Here is a 22702-nt window from a genome sequence, read left to right as displayed (position 1 = left end):
AAAGGAAAAAGGCGAGAGGGAAGTCGGATTTCGAAAGTCGGATTTTGGAAGAAAACCATTAAGTTTAAGGGATTTAAGGGGTTCATGAAGAGGGGTGAAACCCGACGTTTATTAGGTTATAAACTGATTTTTGTCATGTTTTAAAGGTTTGATTATCACTAATTTTCTTGTCTTAAAGAAAATGCTGATATGGGAAGCCTAAATGTAACCAAGTTGACCGGAAAGAAGGCTAAGGCCAATTATTTCCACCATTTGATCAGGGATTTAGAGGCCTTGGATATCATGGTGAGAGATGGTTTAGTTGAAAAAGGACCCATAAGAATCGGTGCAGAACAAGAATTCTGTATTGTGAGGAATGATTTTTTGCCAAACAACAATTCCTTGTCCTTATTGGAAGCCATTAATGATCCTCATTTTACTACAGAAATCGGAAATTACAACTTAGAGATCAACCTTGATCCCTTGGAACTTAGAGGGGACTGTTTTTCAAAGTTACACAGAAATCTCAGAAATTTATTGACATTGGCCAAGCAGGAAGCTGCGAAGCAGGATTCTAAGATTATCCTGACTGGTATATTGCCTACTTTGGCCCATTCCCATATCGGTTTACAAAATATGACTCCTGTTCAAAGGTATTTTGTACTCAATGAAGCGGCAAAAGAATCAAGGAAACAAGATTTTCATATCCATATCAGAGGGGTGGATGAACTAAGTTTTCTGCATGATTCAGTCATGTTGGAGAGTTGTAATACCAGTTGGCAGATGCACCTGCAGATTGATCCCGACGAATTTATTGACATGTTCAATTGGTCCCAGGCCATCGCAGGCCCCATTCTGGCAGCTTGTTGTAACTCGCCATTACTCTTTGGAAAAGAATTATGGCATGAGACCCGGATTGCACTATTCACCCAAAGTGTGGATATAAGAACCAATTCTTTTTTATTGAACGAAAGTCAGTCTAGGGTAAGCTTTGAAGATAAATGGCAGAGGGGTAGCATTTCCGATATTTATAGGGACAATATTTCACGCTTTAGGAGTCTTTTAACAGCGGAATTTGAGCAGGATAGCATGGAAATGATCAAGCAGGGCCAAATTCCCAAATTGAAAGCTTTAAACCTTCATAATGGTACTGTATATCGATGGAACAGGGCCTGTTATGGGGTTGGGGGAAGTAAACCACACATGCGGATCGAAAACCGTTATATACCTTCCGGTCCTACGATGATAGACCAAGTGGCTAATTTTGCTTTTTGGATAGGCGTGATGAAAGGCAGAGGTATCCAAGATGAAAATATCCATGAGCAGATGGATTTTAAAGAGGTCAAGGCCAACTTCTTTAAGGCTGCCAGGTATGGGATGGGTACACAGTTTTTCTGGAAAGGAAAGAATGTGCCTTCACAGGAATTGCTTTTGGATACCTTTTTACCTATGGCCAGAAAAGGCTTGAGGAAGGTTGGGATAGTAGAAGCTGATATTGAGAAATACCTAGGAGTGATAGAAAATAGGGTTAAAAAGAGGAATGGTGCGGTATGGATGGTGGATAGTTTTAGGAATTTATGTCAAAAAAAGAAAAAAAATGAAGCAAGACAGGTCCTTACTGCTCAATTATACCTGAATCAGGAAAAGGATATCCCTGTTTCGGAATGGGAGGTTTTAACTCCTGAAGTAACGACAACTTTCAATATACAAAAGCTTGTGCATCATGTGATGAGTACGGATATCTTTTCTGTGGAAATGAAAGACCCCATTGAATTGGTGGTTTATATGATGCAATGGAACAATATTCATCATATGCCTGTGGTCAAGGGAGATAAAGAGTTGGTGGGTTTACTTTCTTGGACAGATATTAAAAAGTACCTGGACAGTAAAGAACAAGTAGATTTCTGTGTCAAAAATTTGATGAAAACAGAAATCATCAGTATTTCCCATGAAAGCAGTTTGGATGAGGCCCGTGGATTGATGGCCAAGTATCAGATCAATAGCCTTCCTGTAGTAAAAGGCAGTAAGCTTATAGGAATCATAACTTCCAATGACCTTTAAAAAGATGGAAACCATTGAAGCAAAATATCTTGATACCAATCAAAAAGGAAGGGTGATTGGTCATATAGAAGGGACTATTCCTGGACCTTTGGTGTTTTTTTTTGCTGGGATCCACGGAAACGAACCGGCAGGAGTCATTGCTTTGCAAAACACCTTAAATAGGTTGGAAGAACGTAAAAATCAGATCAGGGGAAAGATTTATGGGCTTGTGGGAAATTTACCCGCATTGGCTGCTAAGAAAAGATTTATCGATGAAGATCTGAATAGGGTTTGGACTACCAATAGGATTTCCCAATTGAAACTGAAAGAAAATCTAATGGTGGAAGAAAAAGAAATGTTAGAACTATTGACATTTATTCAGAATATTCTGGATACGAATCAAGAGCCGGTGTATTTTATTGATTTTCATACCACTTCCAGTAAAACATATCCTTTTATTACCATCAATGATGCCCTTATCAACAGAAAGTTTGCCATGCAGTTTCCTGTTCCAATTGTTTTGGGTATTGAAGAATACTTAGAAGGACCTATGTTGAGCTATGTCAACCAAAAGGGCTTTGTTGGGATAGGTTTTGAAGCAGGACAGCATCAGGAAGAAGCAGCCGTCAGGCATACTGAAGCTTTTATTTACCTGACACTAAGATTTACCGGGGCTATCAAGAAGAAGCACATGCCAGATTGGAAACAGCACTATCAAGTTTTGGAAGCCAGTGCTGCAGAATTACATAAGATCTTTGAAATTGTGCACCTGCATAAAATCGGGGATTTGGACAGGTTCAAAATGTTGCCTGGCTTTGAAAGTTTTCAGGTAATCCATCAAGGGACAGACCTGGCTTATCACAATCATGAAACGATCAAGTCCCCCTACAATGGTCGCATATTCATGCCACTTTACCAAAGTCAGGGTAGTGATGGTTTTTTTATTATTCATCGTATTCCTTATTGGGCGCTTAAACTTTCCGCATTTTTGAGGAAATTGAAAATCGATAACCTGTTGCCCTTATTGCCCGGGGTTTCCTGGGAGCACAAGGACAAAATGGTCCTCAAAGTCAATTTGAAAAAAGCCCGATTTTTTGCCAAACCCTTTTTCCATTTGTTCGGGTATAGGATCAGGGTACAGGAAGGTGAATGGCTCAGATTGTCCAATCGGGAAAGGGTAGCAAAAAGGAATATGTACCGCTGGGAACGCTGGTATTAAAAGTACCTTTAAAAAATTTTTTTAAACGTTTACATCATTAAGCAGCCGTTGGCAGATTAAATGACTTTGTGTAAAAAATACATTCATATATTCGTTACATCCCTATTATAACCGACCAATCTCCCTTTCACCGATTGGTAATTAACTTTCCAAATCAAGCACTATGAAGCAGTTTTGCCTTTTTGCATGTATTTGCATGCTATTAATCAGCCCTTTGTGGGCCCAACAGCCAAATGATCCCAAGTTGTTGGATCAGTTGAATTTTAGGTTTATTGGTCCTGATGGGAACAGAACCATCGCGGTAAGGGGTGTTCCCGGGGACATTTTGACCATGTATGTGGGAATGGCATCTGGGGGGTTGTTCAAATCTGAGGATGCTGGAGGTACATGGACTTCTATTTTTGATGATCAGGATATTTCTTCTGTTTCTGCGCTAGCATTAGCACCAAGTAATCCGGATCACGTTTGGGTAGGAACAGGGGAGACTTTTTTGATCCGACCTGCTCATGCCATGGGAAATGGGATTTACAAATCCACAGATGCCGGGAAAAATTTTGTACACATGGGTCTGAAAGAGACAGCCAGGATCAGCCAAATTGAAGTAGATCCGAGAAATTCTGATGTGGTTTATGTGGCTGCACTTGGACATACTTATAGTCCACAACAAGAACGCGGAATCTTCAAAACTACGGATGGGGGAAAAACCTGGGAGCATGTCCTTTTTGTAGATGAAGGAACAGGTGCCAGTGACCTGGCCATGAATCCAAAAAATCCTGACATTTTATTTGCTGCCTTTTGGTCTATAGATATCAAAACCTGGGGACTGACCAGTGGTGGCCCCGGAGGAGGAATTTATAGAAGTAAGGATGGGGGTAAAACTTGGGAAGCCATGAAAGATAAAGGACTTCCGGGAGGTATACAAAATCCTGTTGGAAAGTCTTCAGTTGCCATTGCGTACAGTGACCCCAATGTGGTTTATGCCCTATTTGAAATGGACAGTCCCCAATTATGGAAGTCCACAGATGGTGGGGAATCCTGGGAACTCACCATGATCAATCATACCATTAATGAGCGGGCACCTTACTACACCAGACTTAGGGTATCTACCGATGATCCTAATGAAGTCTATTTTGCTTCGGTAAGGTTCAGTACTTCAAAGGATGGAGGGAAAACACTTGAAGAGGCCGGTTATAGAGCTGGAGGTGACAACCATGACATTTGGGTGGATCCAATGAACCCCAGCAGAATGATGGTTGCACACGATGGGGGAATGGGACTTACATTAAACCGTCAAAAAACTTACAGGCAATTTGTTTTCCCTAATGCCCAAATGTATCACGTTTGGACAGATAACCAAGTGCCTTACAATGTTTATGGAAATAGGCAAGACGGCTACTCTTACAGGGGGCCAAGTAACAGCAGACAGGGAAGTATTCCATTAGGATTGTGGCATGCTGTGGGTGGTTGTGAGAGTGGTTGGGCCATTCCTGACCCAGTGGATAATCACATCGTATGGTCCGGTTGTTATGATGGTGGTTTACAGGTATATGATCTCCGTACTGGCCATGCCAGAGATGTCCGTGTCTGGCCAGAAGCAGGCTATGGCTGGGCACCTGCAGATTTAAAATACAGATGGCATTGGTCTTTTCCAATTTATATCAGCCCCCACAACCATAAGCGGGTATATGTAGGCAGTCAATTTGTACATATGACCGAAGATTATGGTCAAAGCTGGAAGATCATCAGCCCGGATTTAACCCGAAATGATAAGTCGCATCAGCAATCTTCTGGTGGCATTGCTACCGACAACCTGATGACCTTTGATGCTTCAGTACTCTTTGCGATAGCCGAATCCCATTTAGAAAATGGATTGATTTGGGTAGGATCTAACGATGGCTTGGTTCACTTGACCAGAGATGGTGGACAAACCTGGGCCGATGTGACAAAAAATATTCCAGGCAAACCAGAACTTGGAACGATTTCAAGCATTGAGCCTTCAAGGCATAAAGCGGGCAGGGCCTATCTTACCGTTGACGCCCATCAATTGGGAGATTTTGATCCTCATGTTTACAAAACCGAAGATTACGGACAGACTTGGTCAAAAATCAGTGGTGGAATAGAGAAAAGCGAATCGAGTTTCGTACATGTCACCAGAGAGGATCCGGTCGTGGAAGGATTGCTTTATACTGGGACAGACAAAGGCCTTTATATTTCAAAGGATGATGGTGCTACTTGGTTTAGGTTAAGGAATAATCTTCCACCTGCACCTATCTATTGGATGACCATTCAGGAGGAATTCAGAGACCTGGTGATAGGTACTTATGGAAGAGGGTTTTATATACTGGATAACATCACACCCATTAGGGAAATGAGTGCTGAAGTGTTAGCCTCAGAAGTTCATCTTTTTGATCAGCGTCCGGCTTACCGGTTCCATGAGGTTCAAGGGATCAAAACTGAAGGTCGATCCATGACCACTGGTAGTAATCCTCCTTATGGGATGGATATCAATTATTTCTTGAAAAATCCTGCTGAAAATGTATCGGTTGAAATAAGAAAGAAAGATGGAACCCTGATCAGAACCTTGAAAGGGAATAACAAAGAAGGGGTGAATAGAATATGGTGGGATTTAAGGTATGAACCTACGCTACAACCAAGATTATTGGTGGCACCTCCGGATAAACCTTGGGTGAAATTAGAAGGAAGGGAGTTTAGGCCATTGGTTACCTGGGATTTGGATCTTTACAGGGGGCAGTTTGGACCTAGAGTAGTACCTGGTGAATATGAAATTCGCTTGATTGTAGATGGAAAGACAATCAGCCAAACGGGTGAGGTCATCAAAGATCCCAATACGGCTGGTACAATTGAAGATATTGAAAAGCAGGTGGAGTTTTCATTAAAACTCAACGCGGCCATGAATGAAGTAGTGGTTACTATCAATGAAATTGAAGAAATACGGAAAGAATTGGAAGAGCTTCTGATGGCGCAAAAAAGTGATGTGGAAGTGGCCCAGAAAATCAAAGAACTGGAAGAGAAAATTCTGAAAGTTGAGGGCGAATTGTTTGACATCCATTTAACTGGTGCCAGAGAAGATGCCTTTAGAAATCCAATGAAACTTTATGGTAGGATTTCTGCCTTGGCCAGTGATGTTAGTGGTTTTGGAGCTGATTTTAAGCCTACCGATCAACAGGTTCAGGTATACAATGTATTCAGAAAGCAGTTGGATGATATTCAAGTGCAGTATAAAAAGCTGATAGATGAAGAAATTCCGGCATTGAATCAATACCTGATGACTAGGGATTTAGAGTTAAGATTAAAAAGGTAAAATTTTGTAAAGTCCAAAATTTATTTAATTAAATTAAGAAAATATTTAACATTATAAATATTAAATAATTATAGGATTAAAAATTTAAATTTTATAATGTATTATTTAGTCATAAAATTATAATAACAAAAATATTTTATTAGGTGATTAAATTTTACATATATAGTTTTATATTTATTGCACTATAGTTTTACAAGTGGTTGTGATTTAAAGAATTTTGTTTGGACATTAGTACTGTTTAATAAAAATAATCACACTATGAAAAAAACTTTACTTTTGACATGTATGCTCTTGCTTTCGGCAATAAGCATATATGCTCAAACACGAACAGTTACGGGCCGGGTGGTTTCGGCAGATGAACCTGAGGGTATACCAGGTGTAAATATCCTTGTAAAGGGTAGCACCGTGGGTACGGCAACTGATATAGATGGCCGTTATTCTATTTCTGTCAATTCCCCGGATGACATACTTGTGTTTTCCTTCATTGGGTATAATACACAAGAAATCAGGGTTGCCAATAGATCAGAAGTATCTGTAACCTTGGTGTCTGACACAAGAGCATTGGGTGAGGTGATCGTAGTAGGTTATGGAGAGCAGGACAGAAGAACCCTAACGAGTGCCATCTCTTCCATTAGGGGTAAGGATGTGGAGAATGTTCCCATTGTCTCCCCAGACCAGTTTTTACAGGGCCGTGCTCCGGGTGTGGTTGTTAATTCTGAGTCCGGTGAGCCAGGTGGTGGCATGAATATCCGAATCAGGGGTACGACTTCTATTACCGGTAATTCCGATCCTTTGTATGTTATTGATGGGGTACCAATTATTTCCAACAACTTGGCCGCTTCCACATTTGGACAGCCTGTTAATCCATTGGCTGACCTTAATCCTGCGGATATTGAATCAATGGAAATTCTTAAGGATGCTTCTGCAACTGCCATTTTTGGTGCAAGAGCTGCCAATGGGGTGGTTTTGATTACTACAAAGAGGGGACAAACAGGTAAGCCTGTGGTTAATATCAGCATGTATGCGGGAATTTCGGAACCGTGGAGAGACCCAAATAGATTAAGAGTAGATGGCCCAACCTTTGAAAGACTTCAAAATGAATCAAGAAGAAACAACTGGGTGGACAGGTTTGGTTCTTTGGAGGCGCTCAACCCAGCAGGACAAGCCTATAGTGATCCTTTTCCTAATCCTGACCAAGCGATTGATACCAATTGGTTGGATGAAATCTTTCAAACAGGTTCCATTAGGAATTTAGACGCATCTGTTGCCGGTGGTGATGAAAAGATCAAGTATTTTGTTTCTGCCAATAACTTTTTCCAAGAGGGTCTCGTAAGGCCAGCTGATTTTGAGCGGAGCAGTGCGAGGATGAACCTTGACTTTATGGTGACCCCTAGATTGAAAATCGGTACGAGTGCTACATACTCTGTGAATACCCGAAACAGGGCCTTGAACGGAAATGCTATTGAAGGAGCACTTTCTACCGCCTTTTTCTATCCAAGCAACTTCCCTGTCTTTAATGAAGATGGTACTTATTTTAGACCTTTCTGGGAAAATCCTGTAGCCGTAGCCAATGAAACTGATTACCTGATGAAAACTACCCGTATTATTGGTAGTGTTTTTGCCGATTGGGAAATAGCGGACGGTTTGGTTTTCAGAAGTACTTGGAGCATCGATAATAACTTGGTTGAAGAAGATAGGTATTTCAATACCTTCTTGGCAGCAGGTGCAGCCCTTAATGGATCCGCGCAGTCTTTTGTCACTAGGAGTAACAATTGGATCAATGAAAATGTATTGACCTTCCAAAGGGATTTTGGCAACAATAATATCAATATCCTTCTTGGTAATACTTTACAGGAAAATCAATTCCTAAGAACACAGGCCTTCGGCCAGGGTTTTCCATCCAATTCCTTTAAGAGGATTGAATCTGCTGCGGTGAAAAATGCCAGCAGTACAGGAACTTCATGGGGTATTGCATCCTTCTTTACCCGTGTAAATTATGGGTTCAAAGGCAAGTATCTTTTTACAGCCAATATGAGAGCTGATGCATCTTCAAGATTCGGTGCCGATAACCGATGGGGTTATTTCCCGTCAATCGCTGGTGCTTGGAGAATGGTGGATGAAGGGTTTATGGAGAATCTCAGGAGTACAGTTTCTGACTTGAAAATCAGAGCAAGTTACGGTCTGACAGGTAACCAAGGGGGTATAGGCGACTTCCAAGCCCTAGGACTTTGGGGAGGAATGAGAGGAGGACTTAACTTGGGAGGTGTAGGTCAACCTTCAGGGCCGGCTTCTTATGTAGATGCGCCCGGTATTGCGCCTAATCAATTGGCCAACCCTGATTTAAAATGGGAGACTACTGCACAGTTCAACATTGGTTTAGACGTAGGTTTATGGAGTGACAGGTTGACTTTGACCTTCGATTATTACGACAAGCAAACGAGAGACCTTTTGCTTAATGTTCCTGTACCAAAATCATTGGGCTTCAGTATTCTAACCCAAAACTTTGGAGAGATGCAGAACAGAGGTTTTGAATTGGGTATCAATGCATCCATTATTGAAAAGCAAGACTTTACCTGGAATGCCAACTTTAATGTTTCCAGAAATAACAACCTTGTGACACGACTGGCCTTTCCATTCTCCACCTTTACCCGTGATTATGTAAGGGTTGAGGAAGGATATCCTTTGAACTCATTCTGGGTACATGTTCAGGAAGGAGTTGACCCTCAAACGGGTGATATCATCTGGGATACCATGGGAGACGAAGAGTTTAACCCAAATGTGCACAGACAGATTTTCGGCACTGCCATTCCTAGGTACGTGGGTGGTTTCACCAATACGCTAAATTATAAAAACTGGGATTTGATGGCTTTCTTCCAGTTTAGTGAGGGAAATAATACCCTAAATTACGGTCGCTTCTTTTTTGAACATGGAGGAGAGCGCGCAACAGGTTATACAACGCAACAATTGGATAGATGGCAACAACCTGGTGATATTACAGATGTTCCCAGAATGGCTTCTAGAAATTACAGTGCCGATCTTCGTCCTTCCAGACACGTAGAAGATGGTTCTTTCCTAAGGCTGAAAAACCTAAGTCTTGGATATACCATTCCTTCACCCATTTCTTCAAGAGTGGGAATAGGAAGGGCACGTGTGTATGGTATGGCTCAAAACCTTATTACTTGGACCAATTATACTGGATTGGATCCAGAAGTAAGTACCAGTCCATCCAACTTGGTATCCGGTGTTGATATTGCGGTTATGCCACAACCTAGAACCTATACTTTGGGCGTAAACTTAACTTTCTAAAGCGATGAAAATGAAAAATAGAATATATAAAGGAATTGCGGCAGGTTTGCTTGTCCTGTCAGGGCTGGGATACAGTTGTAATGTGCTTGACCAAGATCCTCAGTTCCAAATTGCAACAAGTGAGGCCTTTGCCAATCCGGTAAATGCGGAAGCTGCCTTAAACGGCCTATATAATGAGGCACAATTGGTGTATAACTGGAGGGTACAGACTTTAGGTGAATTGGCCTCAGATTTAGTACAGTCAATCGATACCTGGGATAATTTTAATGTGATAGATGAGTTTAGGCAAACTCCTGACAATACTGAAATTGATGATTTGTATACACAGATATACAGAACCATTGACTTGGCAAATAACATCATTGCTTTTGCTCCTAATGTACCGGGATTAGCTGAAAGCAGAAAGAATGATATGCTGGGTCAAGCCTATGCTTTTAGGGGAATGATGTATTTTGAATTGGTAAAATATTTCGGTGGAATCCCCGGAAAATATGGAGAATTAGGTGTTATTCTGGAGACAGAACCTTCTATAGGTGTCAGTGAGGATGCTTTTAAAGAAAGGGCAGGTCTGGAAGCTACTTGGAATCAAGTAAGACAGGATCTTGAAATGGGGGAAAGTTTATTGCCTTCAACGCGGGCAAGTAATTTCCTTTCCAGATCTCGTTTGACTAAAGCTGCTGCCACAGCCATGTTGGCCAGGTATTACCTTTACTTGGATAATTGGGCCCAGGCTGAAGCTAAAGCGACCGAGGTCATTAGTCAATCTTCATTTGAGCTTGTTGAACCCTTTTCTGATATTTTCAGAACGGACTTCTCTGCTGAGTCCATATTTGAAATGCATTACAACGTTGTGGATTTCAGTGGATTTAGGCAATGGTACTTCCCAGCAAGCTTAGCAGGTAGGGGAGGTCTAAGCTTCCATCAGCCATTTGCTCAGGAATTACTGGAAAGACAAGGTGTAGATTCTAGAAGCGATTTGATCGCATTAAATCCAGCTTTCGGTGGTGTTTATTACTCCACCAAATTCGATGAGCTTCAAAATGCGAGTAATGTACCCGTGTTGAGAATTGCAGAAATGTACCTTATCAGGGCAGAGGCTAGAGCCAACCAAAATAATATTACAGGAGGTTTGGCGGATCTTAATGCCGTTCGAAATAGGGCGGGATTGGCAGATGCAGCAGCAGGAAGTGCCAATGAATTGGTCAACCTGATTTTGGATGAAAGAAGGTTTGAATTTGCCATCGAAGGTCATAGATTCTTTGATATGACAAGAACTGACAGGGCCATAACGGAATTTACCAATATCCCTAGAACAACCGGTGCAAGTACCTATGCAATTGGGGAGAGGGGCAGGTATATATTCCCAATCCCTAATTCGGAAATATTCACTAACCGCAACATGGTTCAAAACCCTGCATATCGTTAATGATGACATTGAATCGGTTTAGTTTAGTATTGGCCTGCATGCTTCTCTTTGGAGCTGCAGGCTCTTTTTCCTACGCACAGGGAATTTCAGCGTCACCCTCATCCAATCAGCTGATCATGAGTTCACTTGAAGTTGCGGAAAAAGACCACAGCATTCAAGTGCCTGGTAGAAGTCTGAATTACAAGACCACTGCTGGTTTTATGCATATGGCTTCTGAAGATGGTAAGGATAAGGCAAAGTTTTACTTTACTGCTTATTTCCTCAAAAATGTTTCAGATCCTAAGGACCGTCCAATCACCTTTATCTTTAATGGAGGACCGGGTTCTTCATCCGTTTGGTTACACATGGGGGGGTTGGGACCCAGAATGATTAAAATGACCGATGAAGGAGAGGCAACCAAGCCTCCCTATGAAGTGATCAACAATCCAAATACATGGCTGGATAAATCTGACCTCGTGTTTATAGATCCCATAGAAACAGGTTACAGCAGACCTGCTGAAGGAGAGGATAAAAGACAGTTCCTTGGATATGTGGAAGATATTTCATCCGTTGGAGACTTTATCAGGGCCTTTGTTTCAGAATATAAGCGTTGGAATTCTCCAAAGTTCCTTTCGGGTGAAAGTTATGGCACCACCCGTTCTGCTGGCTTAGCTGGATATTTACAGGACAGGTATGGTATGTTCTTAAACGGAATCATTATGGTAAGTGCAGTGACAAATTTTGCAACACTCAACTTTACCAGGGGGCATGACCTGCCCTATATCATGTATCTGCCTACCTATGCGGCAATAGCGGCTTATCATAAAGCGCTTCCTAATGAGGTAAATGATTTGGATGCCTTTATTGAAGAAGTAAGGCAGTATGCCAAAGGAGAATATGCCAGCATGTTGATGAAAGGAGACCAATTGACTGATGCTGATAAAGCAAAGCTTGCAGACAAACTCCAGCAATATACTGGTCTTTCAAAAACATACCTGGACCAAACCCATTATAGAATTCAGATCAGCAGATTTGTCAAAGAACTCCTTCGTGACCGAAAACAAACAGTCGGACGATTGGATGGCAGAATTTTAGGTTTGGACTATGACCACGCAGGCGAAGGTTTTGAATTTGATCCCAGCTACAATAAGGCCATTTATGGTCCTTATAGTATGGCCATCAATGATTATATCAGAAGAGAATTGGGATTTGAAACCAACCTTGCTTATGAAATCCTTACAGCAAGGGTAAGGCCTTGGAATTATAGCAATGTTCAAAACCAATACCTGAACAATTCAGAGACCTTAAGAATGGCCATTCACAAAAACCCATTCCTGAAGGTCTTATTTATCAATGGATATTACGATTTGGCTACACCATTCTTTGCTACGGAATATACGGTTGACCACATGATGTTGGATCCTTCTTTGAAACCCAATATCACCATGGAATACTATGAATCAGGGCATATGGTGTACATTCATAAACCATCTTTAGACAAAATGACTAAAGATGTCAGGTCATTTTATGACTCAGTTTTAAAAAATTGATTGACAACCAAATCTGAAATTTTCCAATAAATTCAAAAGCTGAATTTATTGGAAAATTCTTGCTTAAAATCACTTAAATATTAAAGGCCGTCTTACTGTAGGACGGTCTTTTATCCTTTATTTTTACTAACACATACACAGCTTAACCCTAGAATTGTAAACCCGGATATTCTATGAAAACATTTGAAGAAAAAGTGGGACCTTTCAGTGATTTAAAGGTTGCTTATGCTTCCAGGTCGGACTATGAGTTGAAAAAGATGTATTGGCTTTTTCGGATACTTAATAACAATAGAATTGTGCATTTGGGTGCTAACCTTACTGATTGGGCCATCCAACTAGGATTGCCGATCAAATGGCTAATGAAGAAGACCATGTTTGGGCATTTTTGCGGAGGGGAAACCATTACAGATTGTGAAAAAAACGTCAAAAATCTCGCCCAATTCCAAGTCAAAAGCATTCTTGATTATTCGTTAGAAGGTAAGGGCACAGAAGCCTCTTATAATGAAACACTGGAAGAAATCCTTAAAACAATCCAGATCAGTGGAGTTGACGCCAATATTCCGTTTGCTGCGATTAAGATAACAGGTCTGGGAGATTACAATATTTTGACCAAGACTCAAGAGGGCGAAATTTTGGATAAAGAGGAGCAAGCAGCTTTTGAAAAAATAAAGGAAAGGCTTGATATGCTATGTAAGGCAGCCTATTCACAGGGCACTAAAATTCTTATTGATGCAGAGGATTCATGGTACCAAAATACTCTGGATGAATTGGTTTATGAGGCTATGGAAAAGTACAATCGGGAAAAGTGTGTAGTTTTTAATACTTTTCAGATGTACAGGCATGATATGTTGGCAAGGCTCAAAGCTGCCTATCAAGAAGCTCAGGATAAGGGGTATTATCTAGGTGCTAAATTGGTCAGAGGGGCTTATATGGAAAAGGAAAGGGAGAGAGCCAATAAATTGAACTATGAGAGTCCAATTCAACCCGATAAATTTTCGACAGATAGGGATTATGATCTTGCTCTGAAATTCTGTGTGGAACGTATTGACCAACTTGAGTTATTTTCTGGCTCACATAATGAAAAGAGCAATCATTACCTCAGTCAATTGATTGAGTTGCATGGATTGGATAGAAATGACGAGAGGATCTATTTTGCACAATTATTTGGTATGAGTGATAATATAACCTTTAGCCTTGCCAAAAATGGATTTAATGTGGTGAAATATATTCCTTATGGTCCTGTAGAAAAGGTTATTCCTTACCTGATCAGAAGGGCAGAAGAGAATACATCAGTAGCAGGCCAAAGCAGTAGAGAACTGCAGCTTATCCAAAAAGAAATCAAAAGGAGAAAGCAGGATTAATACCAAAAAATTCAAAAAAGAGAAAATGCCTTTCAGAAATCTATATCAATGGATACCTCAAGGCCTTAACTCCTTCTTGGCTATTTCTCGAACTTCCGACATTCGAAATCATACTTTCTACCTTCTCGCTTCTCCTTTTACCAGTACTTCGCTGGCTTATCTTTTGGAGGAATGGTTTTTAAGATAAACTGTCTCACATCCTCATTGGACTTGGCAAGGTCTTCAGCCCTCAGGTACATCATGTGACCGCTTCTGTATCCTTTAAAGCTCATTCTATCTTGTAATTTTCCCGCAGGATCCATTTGCCACATATTGTATTTGGCATTAAAGTAATCAGTTCCCCCATCAAAATAACCGGACTGGGTCATTACATGTAAGTATGGGTTTTGTAGCATGGCTTGTGCCAATTGATTGCCCGTATTGTCATTGCTTCTGTCCCATGGACGTACCGGACCAGAAACGTAATAGGTCAAATCGGTTTCATATTTCAGGATGTTTTTGGCGTAAAAATTCATGGTGGGTGAGAAAGCATGCTGCCAAGCCTTTATTGCCGGGTCATAATCATAGGCTCCACCGGCATCGGTTTGGTCTATGCCCCTGTATCTGCTATCCAATCGGCCTACTGTAAATCCTTTATCACGCAGCAACTCTTTCCAATAAAAACTGGTAGGTACCGCCAGGGCATGTTGCAGGAAAACCTCTTCCCTGATCCCGGAATAATAGGCCATTTTCTTTGCAATTTCTTTTCTCTCTGCATCAGGCAAAGCCCCTCCTTTGGCAATAGCAGGTAGTACCACATTCAAGGTGTACTTTTCCACTTCTGGTAAGATTTCATCCAGGTCTTTGGCCTGAAGGTCTGCTGGAAGCACTTTGTGGTACCAGGCAGTGGCTGTAAAATACGGTAAGTAATTGGCTTTGGCTACAGGGCCACTTCTATCTAACCCTAGGGTAGTTGGAGAAACCAAAATTACCCCATTTAGGTACATCCAATGCGCATTTTGTAATTCATGTGCCAGGCCAGATACACGGGTAGTACCATAGCTTTCCCCGATCAGGTATTTAGGAGAAGGCCAGCGATTCTGTCTGGTCACAAAAGTTTTTATCCAGTCAGCCAAATATTTTACATCAGCATTTACCCCAAAAAAGGTAGACCTTGGGGTTTCTTTGTCTTTAATTCTGGAGTAACCGGTATTGACAGGGTCAATGTAAACGATATCGGCCACATCCAAGATAGAATGTGGATTTTGCTTCACCCCATAGGGTTGAAGTGGATATCCCTCCTCATCAATATTTAGCACATAAGGGCCCGTGTAAGCCAAGTGCATCCATAAAGATCCAGCGCCAGGCCCCCCGTTGAAAGAAAACACCAAAGGACGGGAGCTTTTGTCTGTAACATCTGATCTTTCGTAATAAGTAAAAAACATGGTCGCAATGGGCTTACCATCCTCATTCCAAACCGGCATAGTACCCGCAGTGGCTTTGTAGGGTACAGCAGTACCTTTGATCATTGCAGTCCCATTGGTAACAGAAGCAGATTCAATTTTGACTTCCCTTTCTTCCTGCGCTTGGGTAATATGGAACAAAAAGACAAGGGCGCTTACAGTTAATAATATTTTTTTCATGGTACGGGTTGTTGATTGATATATACAAGCTATTGTAATATAATCAAGCAACAGCCTAAGGGCCAGAAATATTGTTTAAACCGAAACATGGCTTTATAAATGGAACATAACTAATAGATGGCCAAAAATTCAGAAATAAGCCTATTAATTTAAAACCAATCCTCCTGCATCTCCAAAGTAGGCATGTCTTCGGCCATCAACCTTTTTCCAAGCGCATCCATTTTCACCAATTCATATTCAAAGAAGTATCGCAGACACATGATTTTTCCCTGATAGAAAGCGTTTTCCGCATTGCCCAAATCCAGTTGTTGCTGGGCTGTTATGGCCTGTTTCAACCATTGCCAGGCAATGGCCAGGATTCCAGTATATTCCAAAAATAGGGTCGCGTCTGCCAAATAGGCCTCAGGGTTTTTCCCTACTTTTGTAAACAAATGACCTACAGTTTGTTGGGCCCTTTGTAGATATTTTTCAAGTTTTTCTCCATGGCCCTTAATTGCAGGCATATCTTTGGCCTGAAGGATGGTTTTTGAAATTTCCCTTACAAAAAGTTTTAAAGCCTTTCCTTCCTGCATGATGGCTTTTCGTCCAAGTAAATCCAATCCATGAATACCTGTAGTGCCTTCATGGATAGGATGAATGCGGGCTTCACGGTAATACTGTTCTACTGGGAAATCTGTGGTATAACCAGCCCCACCAAGTACCTGTACCGCTGTTGAAGTGGTCAGGCAACACATTTCTGAAGGATAGCTTTTGGCAATCGGAGTCAAAAAGTCGAGTAGGAGGGCGGCTTCCTCTTTTTCATTTCCATCACCTGCGTGGGCAATATCACCCAATTTGCTACAATACAAAAGTAAGGACAAAGTACCTTCAGTAATAGACTTTTGGAAAAGCAACATCCGCTTGACATCCGCATGTTGTATGATAGGGATTTGAGGTTGAGAAGGATCTTTATCACCTATTTTTCTTCCCTGAGGTCTTTCTTTGGCATAGGCCAAGGAGGCATAATAGGCTGCCGTCCCGATGGCGGCGGCATTCATTCCCACACCTACCCGGGCTTCATTCATCATTTGGAACATATAGGAAAGCCCCTTATTGGCTTCTCCCACAAGATAGCCTTCACAGCCATCATTTGATCCGATCATCAAATGGGCAATAGGCGCACCCTTGTAACCCATTTTATGGTAAACTCCCTCTGTCAATACATCATTGGATTCCCCGTTAGACACTCGCTTTTGTGGGACCACAAAAAGAGAAATGCCTTTGATCCCAAGCGGGGCCCCTTGGATTCTGGCCAACATCAAATGGATGACATTTTCACAGGCATCATGGTCCCCACAAGAAATATAAATTTTTTGGCCCTTGATTTTATAAACTCCTTCTTTTTCGGTAGGAAGGGCCATTGTACTTAGATCCGATAAGGAAGAGCCTGCATCAGGTTCGGTCAGGGCCATGGTTCCCTGCCATTTTCCCGCATACATGTTAGGGGTAAACGTTTCAATTAATTCTTTATTACCAAAAGTCCGGATCAGGTTTGCCGCTCCGGTGGTCAAAAATGGATAGACCGAAGCCGAATAATTGGCTGCTTGAAAGATAAAACCGGCTGCCATATGCAGGGTATTGGGTAGTTGCTGTCCTCCCTCATCATAGGAAAAAGTAGCATTGATCCATCCATCCTCACCGAATTGACGGATAATTTTTTTCATCCCTGCATGGATCCGGATTTTGCCATTGACCAATTGCGGTTCATCTCTGTCCATTTCCGTCAGCAAAGGATAGAGTGAAGTTTCAGCAATCTTTGCTGCAGCCTCAATCACCATCTGAAAAGTTTCTACAGAATGGTCTTTGAAATGTTCATATTGGGTCAATTCCAACACTTGGAGATTTTCAAACAGTTGGAATTGTAGGTCTCTATTGGAATAAAAAGGCATAGTCAATCAATCTTAATCCTAATGATAAGCAGAACTTGCTTAAAATTAAAGAGGTTAAGTTTAGGTTTGCTTATTCAAAATATTTTCAAACTCAGTTGGTCTAATAATTATAGCTGTTTTAAATGGATTAAGCTCTAACAAATCCTTATCACCTGTAATTAAATAATCCGCATTGGAAAATTCTATCAAATCCAATAGGAAATTGTCTTTGGGGTCCCTGTTGATTTTATTCAATGGTTTTATTTCAACATTTTCTCCTATTTTTTTTAGAAGATCAATGAGTTCCGTTACTTTATCTTTAGGAAAATACTTTTTTAACTTCTCCCTACTTGTCACCAATTCCAATTCAGTTAAAAGTTGCGAAGTGATAATAACAATAATTCTACTATCCGCTATAAGGTCTCTGAGATTCGATAAATTCTTTCCGATAAGGAAACTAATTAAAATGTTAGTGTCAAAAATTACCCTTAAGCTTTCCTTTGTCATAAATCTCCTGTCTAACGCTTTCTACCTCTTTGGTAATTGTATCCAAATCTAGTTCTTCCGTTTGGAATGTCTCTAAAAGATTTCCAAGTCTCGATTTTATAGCTTCTTTTTCCAATTCTTTGCTTAGTTTAATCTTATCTTTTTTGGATAGTTGTTTAACCAAAGAAAGGATTTGTTCGAAAGTAAGATCGACTTGCAAGGCAGCTTTCATGACTATATGCTTTTGATATATCCAAATTTACAAAAATAGTTTTAGGTTCTTTTGATTTTATAACAAAGCTTTTTGCTAAAAGACCAAAATAGATTTAACATTCAAGGCCTGATCCAAATGCCTTCTTTCATGCGACACAATGATATCCAATGCTTTGGGAAGGGTATATACAATCAGTTTATTGGCAGGGGAATGAATGACAGCTTCTTTTTCAATGAAAGGTTGTAACCTATCTATCCACTGCTTTAAAGCTTCTTGCTGCTTAAGAAATTTTTCGAGGATATTCTCTTCTTTTTCCAGGATGCTGGGTTCCCAAAGGGGAAATGTTTTGACCTTTTTCTTACCGCCATCTGAGACAGATTGGTAAATCATATTTCCAATAAGGTTTCTGAAAAAGGCAATTTTCCCAATAAAGGGCTGTGGTAGATCTCTTTTCTCCAGTCGATTGAATATAGGGAAGTAGCTTTCATTGACCTGAATCAAGTGTTGTAAGTTCTGTGCAATACTCCATCTTTTTGGATCAGGTTGGGCAAAAAGCTGTTCCTTAGATAAAGCCCCAAATTTTTCATTTACTTCTTTGCTGATATGATCTAAATCTTTTATCCAGTCCATGGTTTTTAAATTTCGCCTTTTGAACAAGTGAAGTTCTTAATTTCTGCTGAATTACTCTAACAATGGGATTTAATTCAATTCATTTCTATAAAATGATGGCACCATTAACATAAATACATAATGTCAAGCATTTTTATTTGTTGATTTTTGAGGTGTGAAAGTTTACACCGGTATTTTCCTTTTGCTTGTCCTTTGTTTAATATATTCCAATCTACATGCTCAAAAAACCATAGAAGCATATAGGATGCAACCTGGGGAAACTATTGATTTGGATGGCCTTACCAAAGAGGCTTTCTGGCAAAATGCTGCTGTTATCAGTGATTTTTTTCAGCAAGAACCTGTACCGGGTAATCCTGCTTCTGAACGCACAGAGGTAAGAATAGCTTATGATGATGAAAACTTGTACATCAGTGCACAGTTCTTTGATTCTGAACCGGATAAAATCAAGGCTTTTCAGAGAAAAAGAGATGCTCCTTTGGATACAGACGACCGTTTTGTCTTTATTTTGGATACATATAATGATCAGCGTTCTGCATTCTATTTTGAAATCAATCCTCTTGGTTTGATGGGTGATGGGATTTTGAGGGTGGGGCAGGGGACTTCTATCAACCGGTCCTGGGATGGGATTTGGCGGGCATGGGTAGTGAAAACCGCCGAAGGGTGGATGGCAGAAATCAGAATACCCTTTATGACCTTGAATTTTGATCCCAATAACGATACTTGGGGTGTCAATTTCCTTCGTACCATCAGGAGAAAAAATGAGGATGTCCTTTGGTCAGGTTTTCAAAGAAACCAAGGTATCCAAAGGCCACAAGATGCAGGAAAGTTGGTAAACTTAAAAAATATCAATCAAGGTATTGGTCTGGAAGCCATACCTTATGCCATAGGTACCCAAGTCAGGCAACGAGGAGATTTGGAAAGCTCTAAAACTTCTGAACTTAGCCACAATTTTGGAGGAGAACTGAATTATAACATTACGCCAAATCTTAAGGCTGGCATAACCATCAATACAGATTTTGCTGAAACAGAAGTAGACGACAGGCAGATCAATTTGACCAGATTTCCACTTTTCTTTCCAGAAAGAAGGGCCTTCTTTCTGGAAGGTGCCAATATCTTTCTATTTGCCCCGTCCAGTTCTCCAAATCCATATTTCAGCAGAAGAATAGGTCTTCAGGATGGATTGCCCATCCCAATAAGATATGGGGGAAGAATGATAGGTCGCGTAAAAGATACAGATATTGGTTTTGTACATGTCAACACAGCAGCGCAGGGTGAAAGGAAAGCTGAAAATTTTACGGTTGGCAGAATTGTTCAAAACATTTCTGATGAAAGTACCATCGGTGTAATATATACCAGAAGAGACACTGAGGGAGACAGCCTGCCTTTACGCGAAACTTTGGGCATGGACCTTAGTTTGAATACTTCGAAGTTTCTGGGAAATAAAAACCTCCAATTTGAGGCCTTTTTTGTGGGTCATACGCCGAATTTTTTTGGCGATGAGAGTAACCTTTGGGACAGATCGGTAAGGGGCGGGAGAATTAATTTTCCAAATGAGCCATGGAGAGCGCATATGTCGTACAGGGAGTTTGGAATTAATTATGATCCTGCAACTGGTTTTGCTCCTAGGGTAGGCTTTCGTCGTTTACAACCTTCGATCAGCTATAGCCCTTTATGGAAAAACAGTGGACTCATAAGAGAATTGAGTTGGCAATATTACTTCGAGTACCTTATGGAAATGGATTGGAGGCCTGCTACTGTGAATCACCGAATCAGGTTTTTAGGTTTAAGGTTTGAATCGGGAGATGTATTACAGTTTCAGTTCAATTACAACTATGAATTCCTGGATAGACCTTTTGACATCTTGAGGAATGGGGAATATGTAATTGATGTAGGTAATTATTACAATTTAGGTTATACCATCACAGCACAATCAGCACCATTCAGAAAGATTGGAGGCTCCTTTGTATTTTCAAAAAATGGCTTTTGGACAGGTACTGAAACCAATATTACCGCAGACATATTCATGCGTCCAATAATAGGATTGAATTTAACAGCCTCTTGGATCCATTCCCAAGTACGGTTGCTTGAAGGTAATTTTGATACCCACATTATTCGACTGATTTCAGGCTACGATTTTTCTCCTTGGGTTTCAGTGAATTTTAATGTACAGTACGACAACATCACCAGATTTTTGGGAACCAACAGCCGTTTTACATGGGTAATTGATCCTGGTAACACTTTTTTCATTGTCTATAACCACAACTGGTTTAGATTGACAGAACGATTTCTCTCCATTGAAGACAGAACTAATATCAAATTGGCATATACCTTTAGGTTCTAGTGAAACTCTTGGGATAAGGTTTCCAAAACCTCCATCAGGTAGTGCCCAGTATCTTTACCCAAAGACATCCTGGTCAAATAAGGAGCGTGTGGCAAAGTAGGATCTTCAAAATATTCAGGTTTGACAATATAGCCTAAGGCATCCTGTCCAAGCCCTAGAACAAATTGTGGGCCTTCTGGCATCATGGCCTTGGTTTGAAGTCCAAAAACCGGAGCAGTTTCGCCCGGATGGGTAGCAAAATTGGCTTCCCCAATTGAAAACCAAACCACTTCTGTTTCAAGTACCTCTGAAATGGCTCTTTGGATAATCCCCGCAGCTGCCAACTGCTGCCAAGCTTCATTTTCGACAGGCAAATCAATCTTCTTATTCCGAAAGGACAAGGAGGCAGACTGTAAGTTTTTTCCTTCTTTCAATGCTGAAACCGCTGCATTGGCCAAACCTGATCCTCTCTGTAGAACTTCCGTATAAGGAATACCCTTATCAATGGGTTGAATCCATCCACCGATTGCTCCCTGCAGGAAGATATGTTCACCGCCGAGTTGCTTTTCCATTTCTTGGTAAAAGCCTGCTACATAATCCGCTGAAACTTCATTGTACACCGCATCCAGGTAGGTAGGATGGCAGGCAAAATTCGTCAGAGAAAGGAGATTCTGACCTTTATCATTGAGAAACTGTAATACAGTCACCGAGCGGTCAATTTCCTCCTCACAGATATTGGCTACCCAATTATGGCCATATTCAGTACTTCCATATTTAGCACTGGCATTTTCCAGTTTGGAAGCTGCAATTTGGATTTGTTCCGCCGTAGTTTTCACCAAAAAATCCATGTAATCCGGATCCACACCATTTTGGGTATAATCTTCCCCCCATAAGCCGACCACATCCGGTCCGGAATGGGTATGGGTGGAACTGATGACAATATTTTCGGGAGAAAAGGGGATACCCAAGTCCATTGTGCCAACTTTCTCCCTGATTTTCAACAGGTCCTGATAAAGTAAGCCGATACAGTCCACGGTTACCAAGGCAAAACTTTCATTCCCGTCATAAAATACCGCAGCCTTGACATACAAACTGTCAAAAACCCCTGTAAATCTTCTGTTTTGTTTATCCCCAGCGATAAATGCACCCAAAGGGGGATTAATTACCGCTTTTGATACCCCCACTTGGACAATTTCCTCTTCTTTTTGACCACAAGAAAGAAGTAAAATAAAAAGAATAATGGAACAGAAGTAGCCCTTCATTTGGAGAAATAGAGTTGAATTAGTTGATTGATTTGAACCACAAAAGTGACAAAAGATAACAAAAGGAATTTCACTAGAC

14 protein-coding genes are annotated in these 22702 nt (G+C 40.8%); 8 read left to right on the top strand and 6 right to left on the bottom strand.

Translation table 11 applies throughout. The features are described from left to right. The first annotated feature begins 189 nt into the window (after positions 1–189). From B879_RS13130 to B879_RS13100, 7 genes are all read left to right on the top strand, one after another. Positions 190–2040 carry a glutamate-cysteine ligase family protein gene (locus tag B879_RS13130; protein WP_009185676.1) on the top strand — a complete coding sequence of 617 codons (1851 nt, stop codon included), beginning with the start codon at positions 190–192 and terminating at the stop codon, positions 2038–2040. Between the two features lie 4 nt (positions 2041–2044). Continuing rightward, a complete protein-coding gene (locus tag B879_RS13125) occupies positions 2045–3238 on the top strand; it encodes a succinylglutamate desuccinylase/aspartoacylase family protein (RefSeq protein WP_238542137.1) in 1194 nt (397 codons plus the stop codon). A 163-nt stretch (positions 3239–3401) separates the two neighbouring features. After that, positions 3402–6560 (top strand): beta propeller repeat protein, encoded by a 3159-nt coding sequence (locus B879_RS13120; RefSeq protein ID WP_009185674.1) that lies wholly within the window; start codon positions 3402–3404, stop codon positions 6558–6560. A gap of 258 nt (positions 6561–6818) precedes the next feature. Beyond that, positions 6819–9866 (top strand): SusC/RagA family TonB-linked outer membrane protein, encoded by a 3048-nt coding sequence (locus tag B879_RS13115; protein ID WP_009185673.1) that lies wholly within the window; start codon positions 6819–6821, stop codon positions 9864–9866. Between the two features lie 10 nt (positions 9867–9876). Then, complete coding sequence (locus B879_RS13110) at positions 9877–11292, top strand: RagB/SusD family nutrient uptake outer membrane protein (RefSeq protein ID WP_162136888.1); 1416 nt, start codon at positions 9877–9879, stop codon at positions 11290–11292. Further along, positions 11292–12821: a S10 family peptidase gene (locus B879_RS13105; RefSeq protein ID WP_009185671.1), complete on the top strand. Its 1530-nt coding sequence runs from the start codon at positions 11292–11294 to the stop codon at positions 12819–12821. The genes B879_RS13110 and B879_RS13105 overlap by 1 nt, the downstream gene beginning before the upstream one ends. Positions 12822–12994: 173 nt before the next feature. Further along, on the top strand, positions 12995–14182 hold the full coding sequence (locus B879_RS13100; protein ID WP_009185670.1) for a proline dehydrogenase family protein: 1188 nt from the start codon (positions 12995–12997) through the stop codon (positions 14180–14182). Positions 14183–14319: 137 nt separating this feature from the next. Here B879_RS13100 and B879_RS13095 read toward each other — a convergent pair whose 3' ends face one another. From B879_RS13095 to B879_RS13075, 5 genes are all read right to left on the bottom strand, one after another. Next, entirely contained in the window at positions 14320–15804 is a 1485-nt protein-coding gene (locus B879_RS13095; RefSeq protein WP_009185668.1) for a S10 family peptidase, read from the bottom strand. Positions 15805–15953: 149 nt separating this feature from the next. After that, positions 15954–17732: an acyl-CoA dehydrogenase family protein gene (locus tag B879_RS13090; RefSeq protein WP_009185667.1), complete on the bottom strand. Its 1779-nt coding sequence runs from the start codon at positions 17730–17732 to the stop codon at positions 15954–15956. A gap of 60 nt (positions 17733–17792) precedes the next feature. Then, entirely contained in the window at positions 17793–18218 is a 426-nt protein-coding gene (locus B879_RS13085; protein ID WP_009185666.1) for a putative toxin-antitoxin system toxin component, PIN family, read from the bottom strand. Then, on the bottom strand, positions 18187–18429 hold the full coding sequence (gene vap15 / locus B879_RS13080; RefSeq protein ID WP_009185665.1) for a type II toxin-antitoxin system VapB15 family antitoxin: 243 nt from the start codon (positions 18427–18429) through the stop codon (positions 18187–18189). The genes B879_RS13085 and vap15 overlap by 32 nt, the downstream gene beginning before the upstream one ends. A 75-nt stretch (positions 18430–18504) precedes the next feature. Further along, positions 18505–19041: a DinB family protein gene (locus B879_RS13075; RefSeq protein WP_009185664.1), complete on the bottom strand. Its 537-nt coding sequence runs from the start codon at positions 19039–19041 to the stop codon at positions 18505–18507. A gap of 154 nt (positions 19042–19195) precedes the next feature. On the opposite strand from B879_RS13075, the gene B879_RS13070 reads away from it, so the two are divergent. Beyond that, on the top strand, positions 19196–21382 hold the full coding sequence (locus B879_RS13070) for a carbohydrate binding family 9 domain-containing protein (RefSeq protein ID WP_238542136.1): 2187 nt from the start codon (positions 19196–19198) through the stop codon (positions 21380–21382). Here B879_RS13070 and B879_RS13065 read toward each other — a convergent pair. Beyond that, positions 21379–22623: a neutral/alkaline non-lysosomal ceramidase N-terminal domain-containing protein gene (locus B879_RS13065; protein ID WP_009185662.1), complete on the bottom strand. Its 1245-nt coding sequence runs from the start codon at positions 22621–22623 to the stop codon at positions 21379–21381. The two genes, B879_RS13070 and B879_RS13065, sit on opposite strands and share 4 nt — an antisense overlap. Between the last annotated feature and the right edge of the window lie 79 nt (positions 22624–22702).

The sequence above is a fragment of the Cecembia lonarensis LW9 genome (assembly GCF_000298295.1).
Taxonomy (GTDB): Bacteria; Bacteroidota; Bacteroidia; order Cytophagales; family Cyclobacteriaceae; genus Cecembia; species Cecembia lonarensis.
This window is presented reverse-complemented; position numbering and strand designations above follow the sequence as displayed.

Coding starts and splice junctions, on each gene's coding strand:
- B879_RS13125 (WP_238542137.1), top strand. CDS start 2,045: ATGGAAACCATTGAAGCAAAATATCTTGATACCAATCAAAAAGGAAGG.
- B879_RS13120 (WP_009185674.1), top strand. CDS start 3,402: ATGAAGCAGTTTTGCCTTTTTGCATGTATTTGCATGCTATTAATCAGC.
- B879_RS13100 (WP_009185670.1), top strand. CDS start 12,995: ATGAAAACATTTGAAGAAAAAGTGGGACCTTTCAGTGATTTAAAGGTT.
- B879_RS13110 (WP_162136888.1), top strand. CDS start 9,877: ATGAAAAATAGAATATATAAAGGAATTGCGGCAGGTTTGCTTGTCCTG.
- vap15 (WP_009185665.1), bottom strand. CDS start 18,429: ATGAAAGCTGCCTTGCAAGTCGATCTTACTTTCGAACAAATCCTTTCT.
- B879_RS13085 (WP_009185666.1), bottom strand. CDS start 18,218: ATGACAAAGGAAAGCTTAAGGGTAATTTTTGACACTAACATTTTAATT.
- B879_RS13130 (WP_009185676.1), top strand. CDS start 190: ATGGGAAGCCTAAATGTAACCAAGTTGACCGGAAAGAAGGCTAAGGCC.
- B879_RS13065 (WP_009185662.1), bottom strand. CDS start 22,623: ATGAAGGGCTACTTCTGTTCCATTATTCTTTTTATTTTACTTCTTTCT.
- B879_RS13090 (WP_009185667.1), bottom strand. CDS start 17,732: ATGCCTTTTTATTCCAATAGAGACCTACAATTCCAACTGTTTGAAAAT.
- B879_RS13105 (WP_009185671.1), top strand. CDS start 11,292: ATGATGACATTGAATCGGTTTAGTTTAGTATTGGCCTGCATGCTTCTC.
- B879_RS13095 (WP_009185668.1), bottom strand. CDS start 15,804: ATGAAAAAAATATTATTAACTGTAAGCGCCCTTGTCTTTTTGTTCCAT.
- B879_RS13075 (WP_009185664.1), bottom strand. CDS start 19,041: ATGGACTGGATAAAAGATTTAGATCATATCAGCAAAGAAGTAAATGAA.
- B879_RS13115 (WP_009185673.1), top strand. CDS start 6,819: ATGAAAAAAACTTTACTTTTGACATGTATGCTCTTGCTTTCGGCAATA.